13 protein-coding genes are annotated in these 17,146 nt (G+C 71.9%); 5 read left to right on the top strand and 8 right to left on the bottom strand.

Annotated elements, in window-relative coordinates; translation table 11 throughout:
• Positions 1-70: 70 nt before the first annotated feature.
• Positions 71-3,685, bottom strand: a complete 3,615-nt coding sequence (locus ACLZOT_RS20825; protein WP_416970484.1) for a BTAD domain-containing putative transcriptional regulator — start codon at positions 3,683-3,685, stop codon at positions 71-73.
• 253 nt (positions 3,686-3,938) lie between these two features.
• On the opposite strand from ACLZOT_RS20825, the gene ACLZOT_RS20820 reads away from it, so the two are divergent.
• Positions 3,939-5,261, top strand: coding sequence for a hypothetical protein (locus tag ACLZOT_RS20820; protein ID WP_416970483.1), 1,323 nt, complete (start codon positions 3,939-3,941; stop codon positions 5,259-5,261).
• Between the two features lie 10 nt (positions 5,262-5,271).
• On the opposite strand, the gene ACLZOT_RS20815 is transcribed toward ACLZOT_RS20820, so the two are convergent.
• Positions 5,272-5,808: a YbjN domain-containing protein gene (locus tag ACLZOT_RS20815; protein WP_416970482.1), complete on the bottom strand. Its 537-nt coding sequence runs from the start codon at positions 5,806-5,808 to the stop codon at positions 5,272-5,274.
• A 311-nt stretch (positions 5,809-6,119) separates the two neighbouring features.
• A complete protein-coding gene (clpB, locus tag ACLZOT_RS20810; RefSeq protein ID WP_416970481.1) occupies positions 6,120-8,717 on the bottom strand; it encodes an ATP-dependent chaperone ClpB in 2,598 nt (865 codons plus the stop codon).
• A gap of 163 nt (positions 8,718-8,880) precedes the next feature.
• On the opposite strand from clpB, the gene ACLZOT_RS20805 reads away from it, so the two are divergent.
• Complete coding sequence (locus ACLZOT_RS20805; RefSeq protein ID WP_416970480.1) at positions 8,881-9,294, top strand: pyridoxamine 5'-phosphate oxidase family protein; 414 nt, start codon at positions 8,881-8,883, stop codon at positions 9,292-9,294.
• Between the two features lie 155 nt (positions 9,295-9,449).
• Here the strand turns inward: ACLZOT_RS20805 and ACLZOT_RS20800 are convergent, their stop codons facing one another.
• Positions 9,450-9,785, bottom strand: a complete 336-nt coding sequence (locus ACLZOT_RS20800; RefSeq protein WP_416970479.1) for a hypothetical protein — start codon at positions 9,783-9,785, stop codon at positions 9,450-9,452.
• A gap of 303 nt (positions 9,786-10,088) precedes the next feature.
• On the opposite strand from ACLZOT_RS20800, the gene ACLZOT_RS20795 reads away from it, so the two are divergent.
• Positions 10,089-11,102, top strand: coding sequence for a helix-turn-helix transcriptional regulator (locus tag ACLZOT_RS20795; protein ID WP_416970478.1), 1,014 nt, complete (start codon positions 10,089-10,091; stop codon positions 11,100-11,102).
• Positions 11,103-11,108: 6 nt separating this feature from the next.
• Positions 11,109-12,077: a helix-turn-helix transcriptional regulator gene (locus tag ACLZOT_RS20790; protein ID WP_416970477.1), complete on the top strand. Its 969-nt coding sequence runs from the start codon at positions 11,109-11,111 to the stop codon at positions 12,075-12,077.
• Here ACLZOT_RS20790 and ACLZOT_RS20785 read toward each other — a convergent pair.
• On the bottom strand, positions 12,040-13,077 hold the full coding sequence (locus ACLZOT_RS20785; protein ID WP_416970476.1) for a LuxR C-terminal-related transcriptional regulator: 1,038 nt from the start codon (positions 13,075-13,077) through the stop codon (positions 12,040-12,042). The two genes, ACLZOT_RS20790 and ACLZOT_RS20785, sit on opposite strands and share 38 nt — an antisense overlap.
• A gap of 395 nt (positions 13,078-13,472) precedes the next feature.
• On the opposite strand from ACLZOT_RS20785, the gene ACLZOT_RS20780 reads away from it, so the two are divergent.
• Entirely contained in the window at positions 13,473-14,093 is a 621-nt protein-coding gene (locus ACLZOT_RS20780) for a hypothetical protein (RefSeq protein ID WP_416970475.1), read from the top strand.
• A gap of 37 nt (positions 14,094-14,130) precedes the next feature.
• On the opposite strand, the gene ACLZOT_RS20775 is transcribed toward ACLZOT_RS20780, so the two are convergent.
• The 3 genes from ACLZOT_RS20775 to dnaJ form a co-directional block, all read right to left on the bottom strand.
• Positions 14,131-15,234, bottom strand: coding sequence for a sugar ABC transporter substrate-binding protein (locus tag ACLZOT_RS20775; protein WP_416970474.1), 1,104 nt, complete (start codon positions 15,232-15,234; stop codon positions 14,131-14,133).
• 275 nt (positions 15,235-15,509) lie between these two features.
• Entirely contained in the window at positions 15,510-15,956 is a 447-nt protein-coding gene (locus ACLZOT_RS20770) for a heat shock protein transcriptional repressor HspR (protein ID WP_416970657.1), read from the bottom strand.
• Positions 15,957-15,961: 5 nt separating this feature from the next.
• Positions 15,962-17,137 (bottom strand): molecular chaperone DnaJ, encoded by a 1,176-nt coding sequence (gene dnaJ / locus ACLZOT_RS20765; protein WP_416970473.1) that lies wholly within the window; start codon positions 17,135-17,137, stop codon positions 15,962-15,964.
• Positions 17,138-17,146: the final 9 nt, after the last annotated feature.

Here is a 17,146-nt window from a genome sequence, read left to right as displayed (position 1 = left end):
GTCGTCCGGTAGGCCGTCGTGCACGCCGTCCGGACCACGCCCGCCCTCGCGTGGTCCGGACGGCACACGGTCATGTGTCCGCCGTGACGAGCCGCCGCCGGAGCACCGCGGCACGCCGGTCTCCGGTCGCGTCGAAGATCTCCAGTGCCTCCCGCCAGTACGGCGCCGGGTCCTCGTCCCCCGTCGCGTCCACGGCCCGGCCGAGCAGGTCCAGGGCCTGCGCCTGGCCCCTGCGGTGGCCGGAGCGGCGATGCAGGTCCAGTGCCTGACGGGCGTGACCGGCCGCGATGTCGGGTTCGCCGTGTTCCAGGCCGCCCCGGGCCAAGGCGGTCAGCGCCTCGGCCTCCACCAGGACGTACTCCGTACGGCGGGCGATCTCCAGCGCTGCCGCCGCCTGTTCCCGGTCCAGGGGGCGCCGGACGGCCGCCAGCGCGATCAGGGACCGTGCCTCCAGATCGTGCGCGCCGCGCTCGCGGGCCAGTTTCAGCGCCTCCCGCCAGGCGTCGGAGGCTTCACCGCGGCGGCCGAGGGCGAGCAGCACACTGCCGAGGGTGAGACGGGCGGCGGCCCGGAAGTAGTCGTCGACGTCCTGGTCGCTGAGGTCGGTGGCGGTCCGTGCCAGTTCCAGGGCGCGGCCGAGGTCACCCGCGTCCCGGTCGGCGGACGCCGTCAGCCGCAGCACGTACGCCTCGCCGCCCAGGTCACCGCACTCCCGGGCCATCCCCAGGGCCGTCCGCAGGTGGCGTGCCGCCTCCGCCGTATCGCCGATCAGGTAGCGGGTACGGCCGAGGTCGGCCTGCCTGCGGATCCGGTTGTGCTGGTTGTCCAGGGCCCCCGGAAGGCCCTCCGCCCGCACGAGGCAGTCGTACGACTCGGCCAGGCGGCCCAGGTCGCGCAGTACGTGCGCGAGGTTGCCGAGGACGACGGGGTGCCCGTCCGACAGGCCGCCCCGCCGGTCGATCTCCATGGCCCGCTCCAGGTGCTCCGCGCTGCGCCGCAGCCGGCCGCTGAGCCGGGTGACCATGCTCAGGTTGGTGTGCGCGATGGCGGCCCCCTCCGGCCAGCCGACGGCCTCGGCGAGGGTGAGCAGCCGCTCGTAGTCGGTGATCGCGGTGGCGACGCGGCCCTGGCGCACGTGCGCGTGGCCGAGTACGTGGTGCATGGCGGCCTCGGCGAGCGGCTCTCCGGCGGTGCGGGCGGCGGCCAGGGCGGCCTCGCCGAGGGCCGTCCAGTCCACGGTGTGCTTGCGGATCCACGCGTAGCCGCGCAGGGCGTCGGCGAGCAGCCAGGCCGCCCGGTGGCTCTCGGCCGCGGCCTGGTGGACGGCCGCCGCCAGGTTGGGCAGTTCGGCGTCCAGCCAGCGCATCGCCGCCGCCGCGTCGGTGATCTCCGGCGGCGCCGCGGCACTGCGCGAAGCGTCCTCGGCGCCGGGCAGCCGCTGCTTCATCCCGGGGTAGAGCAGCAGCGCACAGCGGTCCACCGCGGCCAGCAGCCAGTCGTAGAGGGCGTCGGAGGCGGCGCGGCGGGAGGCGTCGGTCTCCTCCAGGCGGAGCCGTTCGGCGGCGTACAGCGCGACGAGGTCGTGGCAGCGATAGCGTCCGGGCCGGTGCTCGCGCAGCAGATGGGCGGCGGTGAGCATGTCCACCAGCCGGGCCGCGTCCTCGGTGCTGGTGCCCATGACGACGGCGGCGGCCTGGAGGCCGGTCTCCGGTCCGGGCAGCAGCGCCAGCAGCCGGAACATCCGCCGGACCGGTGCGTCGAGGGCGTGGTAGGAGAGGCTGAAGGCGGTCCGTACGGCGGTGGCCTGGTCGCCGATGGCGGACAGGGCGGTCAGGCGGTCGCCCTCGCGCAGCTCGTCGGCCTGGGCGCGCAGGGTCCGCCAGGGGGTGTGGTCGACGTTGGCGGCGGAGATCCGCAGGGCCAGCGGAAGGTGGCCGCAGGCGTGGGCGAGGTCGGCCGCGGCCTGCGGGTCCGCGTCGACGCGGCTCTCGCCGACCGTACGGCACAGCAGCAGCCTGGATTCCTCCGGCGTGAGCATGTCCACCCCGATCCGGCGGGCGCCGTCCCGGGCCGCCAGCCCGGCCAGCCGGTCCCGGCTGGTGACCAGCGCCACGCAGCCGGGCCCGCCGGGCAGCAGCGGCCGGACCTGCTCCGGGTCCACGGCGTTGTCCAGCACGACGAGCATCCGCCGTCCGGCCGACAGGGTGCGGTACAGGTCGGCGGCGGCCTCGGACGTGCCCGGAATCCGCTCCGCCGCCACGCCCAGGGCCAGCAGGAACCGGGCCAGCGCCTCGACCGGACGTACCGGAGCCTGCGCCGAGTGGCCTCGCAGGTCCACGAAGAGTTCGCCGTCCGGGAAGCGGTCGCGCACCCGGTGCGCCCAGTGCACCGCCAGGGCGGTCTTGCCCACTCCGCCGGTACCGGTGATCGCCGCGAGCACCATCCCCTGCGTCGCCGGGTCGGGAAGCAGGGCGTCCAGCTGCCGCAACTGATCGGCCCGGCCGGTGAAGCCCGGCGTCGGCGCCGGGAGCTGCGCCGGGACCGGTCTGTCGGCGGCGTGGGGTAACGCCCGCGCGGGAGAGGCGGGTAAGCCGGGTAAGGCGGGTGGCTTCAGGGAGATCCCGGGGATCTCGGGGGTCCTGGAGGTCTCGGGGCTCCTGGAGGTCTCGGGGACCTCTCCGCGCAGCACCCGCAGCTGCGCGGCGCGCAGTGCCGCGGAGGGCTGAAGCCCCAGGTCGGCGTCGAGCCGCCCGCTGATCCGGGTGAAGACGTCGAGCGCCGCCGCCTGCTGCCCGCACGCGGCCAGGGCCAGCATCAGCCGGCCGGCGAGTTCCTCGTGCAGCGGCTCGCGCGCACCGAGCTCACGGAGGTCGGCGACGACGTCCTCCACGCCGCCGAGCGCGAGCGCCAGGTCCGCCCGGGCCACCGCCGCCGCGACCTGACGGGAACCGATCGCGACCGCCACGGGATGCGTCCGGATCCGCTCGCCGCCATCGGCCAGCACCGGTCCCCGCCGGCAGCGCAGCGCCCGGCCGTACGCCTCCAGCGCGGCGGCGCCGTCGCCGTCCGCCTCGGCACGCCGGGCCAGGCCGAGCAGCTCGTCGAAGGCGGCCACATCGGACTCCTCGGCCGACAGATCGGCCCGGTACCCGCCTTTGGTGGCCCGCAGAACGCGTCCCTCGCCGGGCCCCTGGCGGCCGGGGTCGAGCAGATCACGCAGGTGTCTGACGTAGGTCTGCACCAGCTGCCGGCAGGTACGGGGCGGCTGCTCCCCCCACAGCACGTCGACGATCTCGTCGGTACCGACCACCACGCCCGGCTGCATGGCGAGCAGTCCGAGCAGGTCGCGCCGCAGCACCGACGGGAGCTCTACGGGGCTGCCGTCCCGGTGCAGCGCCAGCGGGCCGAGGACCAGCACGCGGACTCCCGCCGTCCGTGGCGAGGGCACCGCGGCCTCACCGGCCTCCAGCAGCCGGGTGCGCGCGGCGTCCGACAGGTCCAGCGCCACCACCAGCTGCCGGATCGAGTCGGCGTGCGGCCGGCGGATCTGGCCCTGCTCCAGGTAGCGCAGGGTCCGGACGCTGATCCCCGCCCGCTCGGCCAGCGCCCGCTGGCCGAGCCCGGCCGCGAACCGGTACCCGCGCAGCAGTTCCCCCAGCGTGCCGGGCGTCGAACGCCGACTCATCCTTGACCGTCCTCCCCTGGGCCTGGCCCACAGCCGGGCCAGGATAGTGTCATGATCCGATCAATCAGAGGGGTGGCGAGAACTCGGCACGGACGGCGCGCGGCGCCGGAGACGCGGATGAGCGCGTGAACGAGGGACCACCGGCCGGCGCCTCCCCTCGCCGGCACTCCGTACGATCCGACGCCCCGTCAAAGTCCCCCGCCCGGCCGCGTCCTGCTCGCGCGCGCGGGCCTCGCCCTGCATGGTGCCGAGTGTGACCCACGCCACCGCCACGCTCGCCCCGCCGCCCGCCGCCGTACGCCCTCCCGCCGTACGGCGCCACCGGGGCGTGCTCGGCGCGCTGGGCCTGTTCCTCCTGGCGCGGCTCGCCGGGGCCGGGGTGCTCGCGGGGGTGGCCCGGGCGACCGGCAGACGGCCGCTGCGGCTCCTGGGGCACTCCTGGGACTCCCGGTGGTACCTGGGCATCGCCGAGCACGGCTACGGCCGCACCCTGAGCTTCGGCCCGGACGTCGTCCACAGCGATCTGGCGTTCTTCCCGCTGTACCCGGCCCTCGTGCGCGCGGTGACGGCCGTGACGCCCCTGGGCGGGGGCTCGGCGGGCCTCCTGGTGTCCTGGACGGCCGCCGGTACGGCCGCGTGCGGGATCTACGCCGTGACACGCCACCTGCGCGGCCACGCCGTCGCCGCCGCAACCGTCGTCCTGTGGGGGCTCCTGCCGCACTCCGTCGTCCTGTCGATGGCCTACACCGAGCCCGTCCTCACCGCCTTCGCCGCGTGGGCGCTGTACGCCGTGCTGACCGGCCGGTGGGTGTGGGCGGGCGCCCTGGCCGCCGCGGCGGGGCTGTCGCGGCCCAACGGGTTCGCGGTGGCGGCGGCCGTGGTGGTGGCGGGGGTGTGCGAGGCGGTACGCGCGCGGGGGTGGGGCGGCGGGAAGTCATACTCCAGCGGCATGACACGCGCGCGGGTGCCCGCCGCGCCGACGCCGCTACAGAGGGCGGGGTCAGATCACACCCTCCTCGCGCGGGGGCGCGAAGTGCGGAGCCCGGGTACGCGTCCCCGCGCGCGGGTTTCCCACAGGCTGTGGACGGGCATCACGCTCGCCCCTCTCGGCTGGATCGCGTACGTCCTGTGGGTGGGGGTACGGAAGGGTGATCCCCTCGGGGGCTACTTCACCGTTCAGCGCCTGTGGGGGTCGCGGTTCGACTTCGGTGCGGGGTCCTCGCGGTTCGCCCGGCATCTGCTGCTGGAGGGGGACCGGTTCGTCTTCGCGTTCGCCCTGGTGACCGTCGGCGCGGCGGCCGTGCTGTACGCCCTGCTGCTCGCCGACCGCGTCCCGCTGCCCCTGCTGGTGTACACCGGCGTCCTGCTGCTGATCGCCCTCGGCGGGTCGGGGTTCTTCGAGTCGAAGCCGCGGTTCCTGCTGCCGGCGTTCCCGCTGCTCCTGCCGCTCGCGGCGGCGCTGGCCCGAGCTGCGAGAGCCCGGCCGTGGCACGCGGCCGTGATGGTCGCGGCCCTGGCCGGGCTCTCGTTCGCGTACGGGGCGTACCTGGTGGTGCTTGCGGATACGCCGCTGTAGCTCTGGAGGACTACTGCTCGTCCTCCGACGGCTTCTCCAGCTCGACGCCCTCGCCCTCGTCCTCAAGGCCGAGCTGCTCCACGAGCCACTTGTCGAACTCGATGGCGGCGCGGACCCAGCTGACCGTGGAGGAGACGAAGAACTCGATGTTCACGCCCGCGCCGATCAGCATCTGCGTCTCGCCGATGAGGCGGACCGAGCCGTCGTCGTGGGTGTGCGTGTAGACCTTGGGCCACAGGGTGCGGCGGTTCCAGTCGTCGATCGACTCCAGGAGCTGGGCCTTGTCGTCGATCTGGTGGGGCCGGTCGAAGAAGGTCCGCACCGAGTAGACCTGCTGCTCGCCCTCGCCGCGGAACATGAAGTACGTACGGAACTGCTCCCACGGCGCCGCGAGGTCACCCTCGTCGTCGACGACGTACTTCAGCTCCATCTGGTCGAGGAGCTGCTTCACAAGATCCTGGTCAGGGACGACGGGGCCCGCCGGTCCTTGGGGCTGCGGCTCGGGCTGGCCCCCGAAATTCGGAATCGAGGACGGGTCGATGCTCACCGTGTTTTTCCCTTCGTACGGATGCCGCCATCCTCTCCCATGCGGGGCGGGGACTGGCAACCCCCGCAGGACCCTGTCAGCCGTCGGCTGACAGGAACTGACCGGGGCTTGAACATCGGGGGCGGCGGGGGCCCGGGACAGCGGTCGGAGCCGGTCCGCCCGGGCTGCGGAGGTATGACGGGTCCTACGCCCCTTCCGCCGCCCGCACGGGTACTACGGGGCTTCCCGTAGTACCCGTAGTACCCGCACCGAACCCCCGCCCGGCCGCGTCTCCCGGGTCCCCCTCAGGAGCTACGGCCCGACGCGGCGCCCTACAGCGTCTTCCCCGTCGCCGGCCCCACGATCAGCCCGTCCCCGAACGTGTCCACCCGGACCGTGTCCCCGTCCTTGACCTCCCCGGAGAGGATCTCCTTGGCAAGCCGGTCCCCGATCGCGGTCTGGACGAGCCGCCGCAGCGGCCGTGCCCCGTACGCCGGGTCGTTCCCCTCCGTCGCGAGCCAGGCCAGCGCCTCCTCGGAGACCTCCAGCGTGAGCCGCCGGTCGGCGAGGCGCCGGGCGAGCCGGTCGATCTGGAGGCGCGCGATGTGCGCGAGCTCGTCCGACGAGAGGGCCGAGAAGACGACGAGGTCGTCGAGCCGGTTGAGGAACTCCGGCTTGAAGGACGTCCGCACGACCTCCAGCACCTGTTCCCGCTTCTCGTGCTCGCCGGTGAGCGGGTCGACGAGGAACTGGCTGCCCAGGTTGGACGTCAGCACCAGGATGGTGTTGCGGAAGTCGACGGTCCGGCCCTGACCGTCCGTCAGCCGCCCGTCGTCCAGCACCTGGAGGAGCACGTCGAAGACCTCGGGGTGCGCCTTCTCGACCTCGTCGAGCAGCACGACGGTGTACGGCCGCCGGCGCACCGCCTCGGTGAGCTGGCCGCCCTCCTCGTACCCGACGTAGCCGGGAGGCGCCCCCACCAGCCGGGCCACGCTGTGCTTCTCGCCATACTCCGACATGTCGATACGGACCATCGCCCGCTCGTCGTCGAAGAGGAAGTCCGCGAGGGCCTTGGCGAGTTCGGTCTTGCCGACGCCGGTCGGGCCGAGGAAGAGGAAGGACCCGGTGGGCCGGTCGGGGTCGGCGATGCCCGCGCGCGAGCGGCGTACGGCGTCGGAGACGGCCTGGACGGCCTCGGTCTGGCCGATCAGGCGGCGGCCCAACTCCTCTTCCATGCGCAGGAGTTTCTGGGACTCGCCCTCCAGGAGGCGCCCCGCGGGGATGCCGGTCCAGGAGCCGACGACGTCCGCGATGTCGTCGGGACCGACCTCGTCCTTGACCATCGTGTCGCGGGAGACCTCCTCCTCGGCGGCCGAGGCTTCTTCCAAGTCCCTTTCCAGCGTGGGGATCTCGCCGTACAACAGCTTGGAGGCGGTGTCGAAGTCGCCGTCGCGCTGGGCGCGTTCGGCCTGGCCCCTCAACTCGTCGAGTTTCTCCTTGAGTTCACCGACCCGGTTGAGGGACTGCTTCTCCTTCTCCCAGCGGGCGTTGAGGCCGCGCAGCTCCTCCTCCTTGTCGGCGAGGTCGCGGCGCAGCCGGTCCAGGCGGTCGCGGGAGGCGGCGTCGGTCTCCTTGCTGAGGGCCAGTTCCTCCATCTTCAGCCGGTCGACGGCGCGCTGGAGTTCGTCGATCTCGACGGGGGACGAGTCGATCTCCATGCGCAGCCGGGAGGCCGCCTCGTCGACGAGGTCGATGGCCTTGTCGGGCAGGAAGCGGGAGGTGATGTACCGGTCGGAGAGGGTCGCGGCGGCGACCAGCGCGCTGTCGGCGATCTGCACCTTGTGGTGCGCCTCGTAACGGCCCTTCAGACCGCGGAGGATGGCGATCGTGTCCTCCACCGAGGGCTCGGCGACGAGGACTTGCTGGAAGCGGCGCTCCAACGCCGGGTCCTTCTCGATGCGTTCGCGGTACTCGTCGAGCGTGGTGGCGCCGACCATGCGCAGTTCGCCGCGCGCGAGCATCGGCTTGAGCATGTTGCCGGCGTCCATCGCGGAGTCGCCGCCCGCGCCGGCGCCGACGACGGTGTGCAACTCGTCGATGAACGTGATGACCTGGCCGTCCGAGTCCTTGATCTCGGCCAGCACCGTCTTGAGCCGCTCCTCGAACTCGCCGCGGTACTTGGCGCCCGCGACCATCGCGCCGAGGTCGAGGGAGACGAGCCGCTTGTCCTTCAGGGACTCCGGGACGTCACCCTTCACGATGCGCTGCGCGAGCCCCTCCACGACGGCCGTCTTGCCGACGCCGGGCTCGCCGATGAGGACCGGGTTGTTCTTGGTGCGCCGCGACAGCACCTGCACGACGCGGCGGATCTCCTGGTCGCGGCCGATGACCGGGTCGAGCTTGCCCTCGCGGGCGGCGGCGGTGAAGTCCGTGCCGAACTTCTCCAGCGCCTTGTACGAGCCCTCCGGATCGGCGTTGGTGACGCGCCGGCCGCCGCGCGCCCTGCGGAACGCCTCCAGCAGCTTCTTCGCCGTCGCCCCCTGCCGGGCGAGCACCTCACCCGACTGGCCGCCCTTCTCGGCGATGCCGATCAGGAGGTGCTCGGTGGAGAGGTAGTCGTCCCCGAGGTCGGCGGCGCGGCTCTGCGCGTCCGCGATCACGGCGAGCAGCTCACGGTTGGGCTGCGGCGGGGCCACCGTGGACCCCGTCACCCTGGGGAGGGAGGCGAGCACCTGCTCCGCGCCCTGGCGTACGGCGGCCTGGTCGGCCTCGACGGCGACCAGCAGGTCGGTGACGTTCTCGTTGTCCTGCCCGGCGAGCAGAGCCAGGAGCAGGTGGGCGGGGGTGAGGTCGGGGTGCCCCTCGGACACGGCGCGGCTGCTCGCCGCGTTGATCGCGTCCCGGCTCCGGTTGGTCAGCTCTGCGTCCACGGTCGGGGTCTCCTCCTAGCGTCCTGACGTACGGGCGTCCTGAAGTACTACGGGTACTACGGGTACCGACTGTTGCTGACTTGAGCAACGTCCACAAAGTTGAGTCTATTCCACTCAAGGTTGCCCCGGGAGGGCGAACGGCACGACCGGCTAGATTCACGCCATGGCCGCTTACCCCCAGAACCTGGACGCGCCGGACGAGACGTACGTCGACTTCTGGCGCGAATACCACCTGTGCACCCTCACGACACCACGCCCCGACGGCACCCCGCACGTCGTACCCGTAGGAGTCACGTACGACCCCGCCCAGCGGCTCGCGCGCGTGATCGCCAGCCGGACCAGCCGCAAGGTGAGGAACGTGCTGGCCGCCGGGGCAGAAGGGGCCCGGGTCGCCGTGTGCCAGGTCGACCGGGCGCGGTGGGCGACGCTGGAAGGGCGCGCTGTCGTCCGTACCGAGCCGGAGCGGGTGGCCGACGCCGAGCGGCGGTACGCCGAGCGGTACGGGAGGACGCCGTCGCCGAACCCCGAGCGCGTGGTGATCGAGATCACACTGACGCGGGCGATGGGGCGGGGGTGACCCCTGGGGCCTGAGGGGCGGTTTCCGGCCATCCGGGAGATGGCCGTAAAGCGCGAAATGTCGCCACAAACACAGCGGCGTCACCGTGTTCAGGTCACGGTGACGCCGCTGCGGGGGGAAGCACCTGAGCGATCTTTTACGACGGGGGAATCGCGTCAGGCACTGCGGGGGGTGGCCGAAACGGTCCGCGAGGTGGGGGGCTCCGCGTCCGTCAGCCGGTGGTCTCGTCGATCGAGGTTCACAAAGATCATTCCGTACCGGATGGCACACTGCACCGGCTGCGGAGCGCCACGGGGCCGCCGCAGACACCGGTACGCCCGCACGTCACCGTCCTCGTCCCGCGTCACGATCACCGGTTCACCGAAGACCGTCACCATCAGCGAGTCACCGTTGTGGGGGATGGCGGTGACCAGGTCGATGAAGTGCCAGCCGGAGCGGTAGGCGGTGGCCATCTCGCGGCGGAAGGAGCGGTCGTCGGGTGGGGTGGTCACGTCAGGCTCCAGTACCGTCCGCGAGTGAATCCGATGCCACGCCGTCCACCACCACATCGGCGGTACTCACCGCCGCGGAAGGCCAGGCGCTGTTCGCCCGAGTGTCGACCGACTGCGCGCCGAAGCCTCCCAGTGCTCCAAAAGCTGCGACGACGGAGAATGTGGCGACAAGTGCCGCGCGAAGCGCTCTGTTACGCATTGTCGGCTTCATCCTTACTTGAGATCCCCATATTCCCCCGTCGAGTACGACGATGGCTCATTCAGGCACGTCATGGCCACACAATCGATGCATCATGTTCCTGCATGTTCAGGACCCTGGGGGGTGGAGATTCGGAGATGAAAGACGCAAAAGGGACACATCCCCACGCTGTGACCGATCTGTGCGAGGAGGGAAGCCAGCTTTACGCCACCGCTCTGCGTACAGGACGCGTCGCACGCTCGGCCGTGGAGGCGGTTCCCTGCCTGCTGGAGTTCCCGCTGCTCCACCCGGATCCGAACGATCCGGACTGGCTGCGTCCCATCACGCCCGGGGTGGCCCTCGCGCGCCAGCTCGCTCCGCTGGAGCACGAGATCGCCGAGCGACGCCGCTCCGTGCTCCAGCTGACAGACCTGTTCGAACCTTTCATGTCCCTGAACACCCAGACCATTCCCACCGGCGACTCCATCGCCGTGCTGGAGGGCGGTGACCGGATCAACGCGGCGCTGAACATGGCCACCGCCCAGTGCCGGACGGAGATGCTCACCGTCCAGCCCAGCGACCGGCTGCTCACGGAGCACAGCCTGGTCCAGGCCATGGAACGCGACCGGCCGCTGATCGAACGCGGGGTGCGGATCCGCACGGTGTACCAGCACACCGCACGCTATGCCCCCGACCAGCTCGCCTACGCCGCCCGGCTGGCCGACGGCAAGGCCGAGTACCGCACCATCGACGAACTCGTGGAGCGATTGATCATCTGCGACGAGACCGTCGCCTTCATCCCCACCCGCGACGACCAGCAAGTAGCACTGGAGCTACGGCACCCGGGCCTGATCCGGTACCTGGTCAAGGTCTTCGAGTTCATGTGGAACCGTGCGGTGCCGCTGACCGTCGGCACACCGTACGAGATCGCCTCCGACGGCATCACCGAGATCCAGTACTCCATCGCCAAACTCCTCGTGGAAGGCCACGTCGACGAGGCCATCGCCCGCCGCCTCGGCATGAACGTCCGCACCTGCCGCGCCCACATCGCCAAGCTCGCCACCGCCCTCGGCAGCGGCAGCCGCGCCCAGCTCGGCTACCTCATCGCCCAGTCCGGAATCCTGGACAGGGAGCACTGAGGTGCCGTGGACGCACACCGTCACAGCGCCGAGGAAGTGTGCGAGGAGGGCCTCGCGCTCTACGCACGGGCACTGAGCGGCCACCTCGTCCCCGAGGCGGAGGCCGAAGCCGTCCCCTGCCTCGTCACCACCGGCCTGCTCCTGCCCAGCCTGGACACCCCCGGCCGGCTCCGCCCCCTGCCTCCCGCCCTGGCCCTGCCCCGCCTGCTGCGCACGATCGCGCGGGAGATCGCCGAGCGCAGGCAGCGCGAGACCCGCCTGACGGAGTCGTTCGCCCCGCTCCTGGCCCTCGCCGAGCACCCGCAGCCCACCGCCGACCCTGCGGGCTTCGCCCTCCTGGACGGCCTGGACCGCATCGACGACGCGATCACGCAGGCCATGCTCGGCTCCTGCGACGAGATCCTCACCGTCCAGCCCGGCGGCAAGCGCCCCGTCTCCTCCCTGGCGCTCGCCCTGCCGAAGGAGCAGGAGATGCTGTCCCGGGGCGGCCGGATGCGCACCCTGTACCAGCACACGACGCGCCACGACCCGGCGGTCCTCGCGCACTACGAGCAACTCGCCGGCGACGTCGAGGTCCGCACCCTCGACGAGGTCCCCGACCGCCTCATCGTCCTGGACCGCACGATCGCCTTCATCCCGGCGAACCCCGAACGCACGATGGCCGTGGAGATACGGCACCGCCCCACGGTCGCCCACCTGGCGACGACATTCGACCGCCTGTGGCGGCTGGCCGTCCCCATGTACCCCGAGGCCACGCAGCAGCCCTCGTACGACGGTGTCACGCCCCGCCAGCGAGCCATCGCCGCACTCCTGGTGGAAGGCCACACGGACGCCGTCGTCGCGGACCGTCTCGGCATGAACATCCGGACCGCCCGCGAACACATCTCGAAGCTCGCCGCGGCGCTGGGCAGCGACAGCCGGGCCCAACTCGGCTACCTCATCGGCCGGTCGGGAATCCTTGACCGGGAAGAGTGACCCCCGTGCCGGCCCCGTACGTCCCCCCGCCCCCCACCAGCCCGACCTGGGCGATCCGCACCCCGAGCTGCGTACGGCTGGCCGCCCCCAGTGTCTCGGAGAGCCGGGCGATATGGGCCCGGCAGGTCCGGACGCTGATCCCCAGCCGCTCGGCGATGACCGCGTCCTGATGCCCCTCGGCGAGCAACGCGGCGATGGACTGCTCGCGGTGGGAGACGCCCTCGACGGCGGGGGCGGGGATCTCGGCGGCGAGGGGGATCGCGAGCCGCCAGAGGCGTTCGAAGACGGTGACGAGGTACGTGATGAGGGCGGGGTGGCGCAGTTCGAGGGCCATGGTGCGGTCGGGGTTGGCGGGGATGAAGGCGACGGCCCGGTCGAAGACCATGAGCCGGTCGGTGACCTCGTCGAGGGTGCGCGCCTCGACCGCGTCGCCCATCAGGTCGAGGTAGGTCAGCAGCCCCTGGCCGTGCCGGGCGACGTGGTTGTAGAGGTCGCGCATCCGAACTCCCCGCGCCCGCAGGGACATCGCCCGGTGCAGCCCCTCGGAGAGCTCGTGCTCGCGCCGGATCCCGCCGGGCTGCACGGTCAGCACCTCGGTCGTGCACGCGTCGGTCGCCTCGTCCAACGCCGCCTGGATCCGGGACGCCCCGTCCAGGACGCGCAGCGCCATGCCCTCGCCGGAGACGCTGACGGGGCCGCCGAGCCCGGCGTACCACTCGAAGGCGGCGACCGCCGAGCCCATCCGCCGGCGGCTCGCGCTGACCTCGTCGTACAGGCCGCGCAGCAGCCGGGTCATGACCTCCTGCGGGGCGGTCGGGACGAGGCGGTCCATGTCGTCGGGATCGGGGTGCAGGAGGGCGAGTTCGAGGAGGCAGAGCGCCTGTTCGGCCTCGGCGCGCGGGATGCTGCCGCGGCGCACGGCGCGGGCGTAGACGCGGTCACCGGCCTCGCACAGTCGGTCGGCACCGTGAGGGTGGTCCTCCGTCCCGTGCCCGGTCATCGTCCATCCCACCCCCGCAGTTTGCTCTTCCGCAGCGCAACTATGCGGGGCGTCCACCCGGCTCCGCAACACGGCGCTCCCGGTCCCGCGACCTGAAATCCCCCGGTATACGGCCGTTTCGACCCGCCTCCGCACCTCGCACCGCAACAAGCTGACGGTGGTGCACCGTACCCACTCACGGCAGGGTGGAACCGCTCCACCCGGGCCGCCGCCCGCCCGGGAGACCCGGCCGGACGCTCCCCGTCCGGCCGGGTTCACCCTGCCCGGGCGGGAGCGGGTCCACCGGATCCCGCAGCGGCGTCTACGCCTCGCGTACTACCCGGGTAGGACCGTGGTACGAGACGCCTCCGGCAACCCCCTCCCCACCGGCGCCCGGACCCCGCACAATCCCGGGTATGGCGAACCGCGTCGCACCGGCCCCGTCCTCCCGCCCGACCACTCCCCCGCACCGCCTCCGCGCCCTGCGGGCCCTCCCGCTCGCCCTCCCCCTGACCTTCCTGGCCCTCCTCGCCACGAGCTGCGACACGGGCTCCCACGGCGGCACCGCGCCCGACGCCACCCCCAGCGCCGCCACCCAGTCCCCCTCCCGCCCCCACCAGGACGGCCACCTCGTCTTCACCGTCCTGTCCCTGCGCTGCGGCATCCCCGGAGTCACCGGCACGCACAGCGAGGGGGAGCCCAGCGGCCAGTTCTGCTCGGCCAGGCTCCGCGTCGACAACCCGAGCGCCGACTTCCACACCTACGCCGTCAAGGACCAGCGCCTGGAGGGCGTGACGGGCCGCGCCGCCCGCCCCGACAGCTTCGCCATGGCCGTACGCCGCCAGCACGAGTCGATCTCGATCGGCGGCCACTCCCTCGTCGAGGTGGAGCTCTGGTACGACGTACCCCGCGACGCGAAGGTCACCGGACTGCGCGTGACGGGCGACCGGGACCCGGCGGGCTGGATGGCGACGACCCCGGCGGCGCACGCCCCGGACGGGCTGCTGATCCCCATGAAGCCGCTGATGGGCTGGTAGCTCCGGAGTACCCCGGGGGGTAGCTTCGAGGTAGCCCCTACTTGAGGTTGACCGCCTCGCACGCCGCCTCGAACTTCGCCGTGCAGATCTGCGCCACGGTGTAGATCCCGTCCGCGACCACGGTCTGCTTCACGTTGCTCTTGGTCAGCGCGACCACGGTCACCAGCTGCGCCGGGATCTTCTTGTTCGTCGGGCTGTCCACCCGGTCGCGCGTGAGGGAGTCGAACTTGATGTCCTTGCCCTGGATCTTGGCGACGGCCATCTCCGCGGCGGCGGCGGCCATCTGGGGGTAGGGCTTGTAGACGCTCATGAACTGCTTGCCGGTGATGATCCGCTGCACGGCGGGCAGTTCGGCGTCCTGTCCGGTGATCGGCGGCAGATCGGTGACCCCCGCCGCTTCGAGCGCCTTGAGCGCGCCCCCGGCCATCGCGTCGTTCGCGGAGTACACCCCGGCGATGTTGTTCTTGCCGATCTTCTCGATCGCCTGCGCCATCTCGGTCTGCGCGAGGGTCGGGCTCCACGCGTCGGTGTCGTAGGTGGCCGCGACGGTCACCCGCCCGTCGATCTCGGAGAGCGCGCCCGCCTTGAACTGCCCGGCGTTGGGGTCGGTCGGCGAGCCGTTGATCATGACGATCTTGTCGGCGGTGCTGGCGTTGTTGATCGTCTCGACCAGCGTGCGCCCCTGCACCTGCCCGACGAGCTCGTTGTCGAAGGAGACGTACGCGTCGATGGGCCCCTCGGCGAGCCGGTCGTAGGCGATGACCGGGATCCCGGCCTCCTTCGCCTTCTCGACCGTCTTGGCGATGCCCTTGGAGTCGACCGCGTCCAGGAGGATCAGGTCCACCCGGTCGCTGATCATCTTCTCCATCTGCTGGACCTGCGTCGCCGGCTTGGCCGCCGCGTTCTGGTAGACCGTCTTGCCCTGCTTGTTCGTCAGCTCGGCGATCTTCTTCTGGATGATCGGGTAGTCGAACTGCTCGTAGCGGGTGTTGGTCTTCTCCGGCATGAGCACGCCGACCGTGAGGTCGTTGCCCTTCGTCGGGGTCGCATCGGCCGTGTCCCCCGTCGCGTTCAGCATCCCGCATCCGGCGAGCGAGACGGCCATCGTGGAGGCGACGACGGATATGGCGATACGACGCATGCGGGGGCTCACTTCAGGTGCGTTCCGGACATGGGTACGACGACTGCCTGGACCCAGGTGTTCTGAAAGACAACGCGGCCCGCTCCCGCACAGTCAAGAAGAATCACTTAACGAGATAGCAACATCACACTGCGCTCAAGCAACGACCACACATGGAGACGACTCCTCAGTCTTCCCCGACTCCCTTCACACGCCCACCACTTGACCAGCCCGAAAGGGCCCGGAGTCATGAACTCCGGGCCCTTTCAGTGCGTTTCGTCCGCCGGTGACCGATCTCAGTCCTTGGGCTTCTTCGGCCGCCAGACCACCAACGCGCTGGTCTGCTGCACCTCCTGGTACGGCACCAGGTCCCGCCGGTACGACGCGTGCACCGCGGCCTCGCGCTGCTGCATCGCCGCGGCGGCGCCGTCGAGCGCCGACTCCAGCTCCACGACCCGGGACTGGAGCGCGGCGACCTGGTTCTCCAGCTCGATGATCCGCTTGATGCCGGCCAGGTTGATGCCCTCGTCCTGCGACAACGCCTGCACGGTGCGCAGGAGTTCGATGTCGCGGGCCGAGTAGCGGCGGCCCCGCCCGGCCGTGCGGTCCGGGGAGACCAGGCCGAGACGGTCGTACTGCCGCAGGGTCTGCGGGTGCAGACCGGAGAGCTGGGCCGCCACCGAGATGACGTAGACCGGGGTCTCCTCGGTCAGTTCGTACGGATTGCGCCGGCGGCCGTCCATCACTCTCATGCTCCCTTCGCGGCCTCGAACAGCTCCGCCCGCGGGTCCTCGCCCGCGGTCGCCTCGCGATACGCCTCCAGGGCGTCACGAGCCTTCCCCGTCACGTCCTTCGGCACACTCACCTCGACGGTGACCAGCAGGTCCCCGCGGGTGCCGTCCTTGCGGACCGCGCCCTTCCCGCGCGCCCGCATGGTGCGGCCGTTCGGGGTGCCCGGCGGCAGCTTCAGCGTGAGCGCGGGCCCGCCCAGGGTGGGCACCTTGATCTCCCCGCCGAGCGCCGCCTCCGTGAACGTGACCGGCACGGTGACCGTCAGGTTGTCGTCCTTGCGCCCGAAGACGGGGTGACTCCCGACGTGGACGACGACGTAGAGGTCGCCCGCCGTGCCGCCCCGCTCGCCCGGGCCGCCCTTGCCGCGCAGCCGGATCCGCTGCCCGTCCGTCACCCCCGCGGGGATACGGACCTGCATCGTGCGCGAGGACTTGGCCCGGCCGCTGCCGTGGCAGTCCTCGCAGGGCTGCTCGGCGATCAGGCCGCGCCCCTTGCAGTCGGGGCACGGATCGGTGAGCGAGAAGCCGCCGCCCGAGCCGCGCGCGACCTGCCCGGTGCCGACGCAGGTCGGGCACACGCGCGGCGTGCCGTTCTTGTCGCCGGTGCCCGAGCACGTCTTGCAGGCGGCCTGGGAGGTCATGCGCAGCGGGACCGTCGCCCCCTCGATGGCCTCGGTGAAGCTGAGGGTCACCTCGGTGTCGATGTCCTGCCCGCGCCGGGGCTGGGTACGGCCCGCGGTCGTGCCGCCCCGGTTGAAGAGGCCGCCGAAGACGTCCCCGATGCCGCCGCCGAAGCCGCCCTGGGCGCCGCCGCCCGCGCCGCCTCCGAAGAGGTCACCGAGGTCGAAGTTGAACGAGCCGCCGCCCGCGCCCGGGCCCGGGCGGAAGCCGCCGCTGCCGAACAGGGCGCGCGCCTCGTCGTACTCCTTGCGCTTCTTGGGGTCGCCGAGGACGTCGTTCGCCTCGGAGATCTCCTTGAAGCGCTCCTCCGCCTTGGCGTTGCCCTTGTTGGCGTCCGGGTGGAACTCGCGCGCGAGCTTGCGGTACGCCTTCTTGATCTCGGCCTCGGTGGCGTCCTTGGGGACGCCGAGGACCTTGTAGAAGTCCTTCTCGATGAAGTCCTTGGTGCTCATCCTCGACGT

This window comes from Streptomyces sp. 4F14, assembly GCF_048159485.1.
Classification (GTDB): Bacteria; Actinomycetota; Actinomycetes; order Streptomycetales; family Streptomycetaceae; genus Streptomyces.
Note: the sequence above shows the minus strand (reverse complement) of the source record. Positions and strands in the feature narration are given on the sequence as shown.

Bases quoted from the DNA above. Each gene is read 5' to 3' on its own strand.
- ACLZOT_RS20825 (WP_416970484.1), bottom strand. From the start codon at position 3,685: ATGAGTCGGCGTTCGACGCCCGGCACGCTGGGGGAACTGCTGCGCGGG.
- ACLZOT_RS20805 (WP_416970480.1), top strand. From the start codon at position 8,881: ATGGCCGCTTACCCCCAGAACCTGGACGCGCCGGACGAGACGTACGTC.
- ACLZOT_RS20795 (WP_416970478.1), top strand. From the start codon at position 10,089: ATGTTCAGGACCCTGGGGGGTGGAGATTCGGAGATGAAAGACGCAAAA.
- ACLZOT_RS20785 (WP_416970476.1), bottom strand. From the start codon at position 13,077: ATGACCGGGCACGGGACGGAGGACCACCCTCACGGTGCCGACCGACTG.
- ACLZOT_RS20780 (WP_416970475.1), top strand. From the start codon at position 13,473: ATGGCGAACCGCGTCGCACCGGCCCCGTCCTCCCGCCCGACCACTCCC.
- ACLZOT_RS20775 (WP_416970474.1), bottom strand. From the start codon at position 15,234: ATGCGTCGTATCGCCATATCCGTCGTCGCCTCCACGATGGCCGTCTCG.
- ACLZOT_RS20770 (WP_416970657.1), bottom strand. From the start codon at position 15,956: ATGGACGGCCGCCGGCGCAATCCGTACGAACTGACCGAGGAGACCCCG.
- dnaJ (WP_416970473.1), bottom strand. From the start codon at position 17,137: ATGAGCACCAAGGACTTCATCGAGAAGGACTTCTACAAGGTCCTCGGC.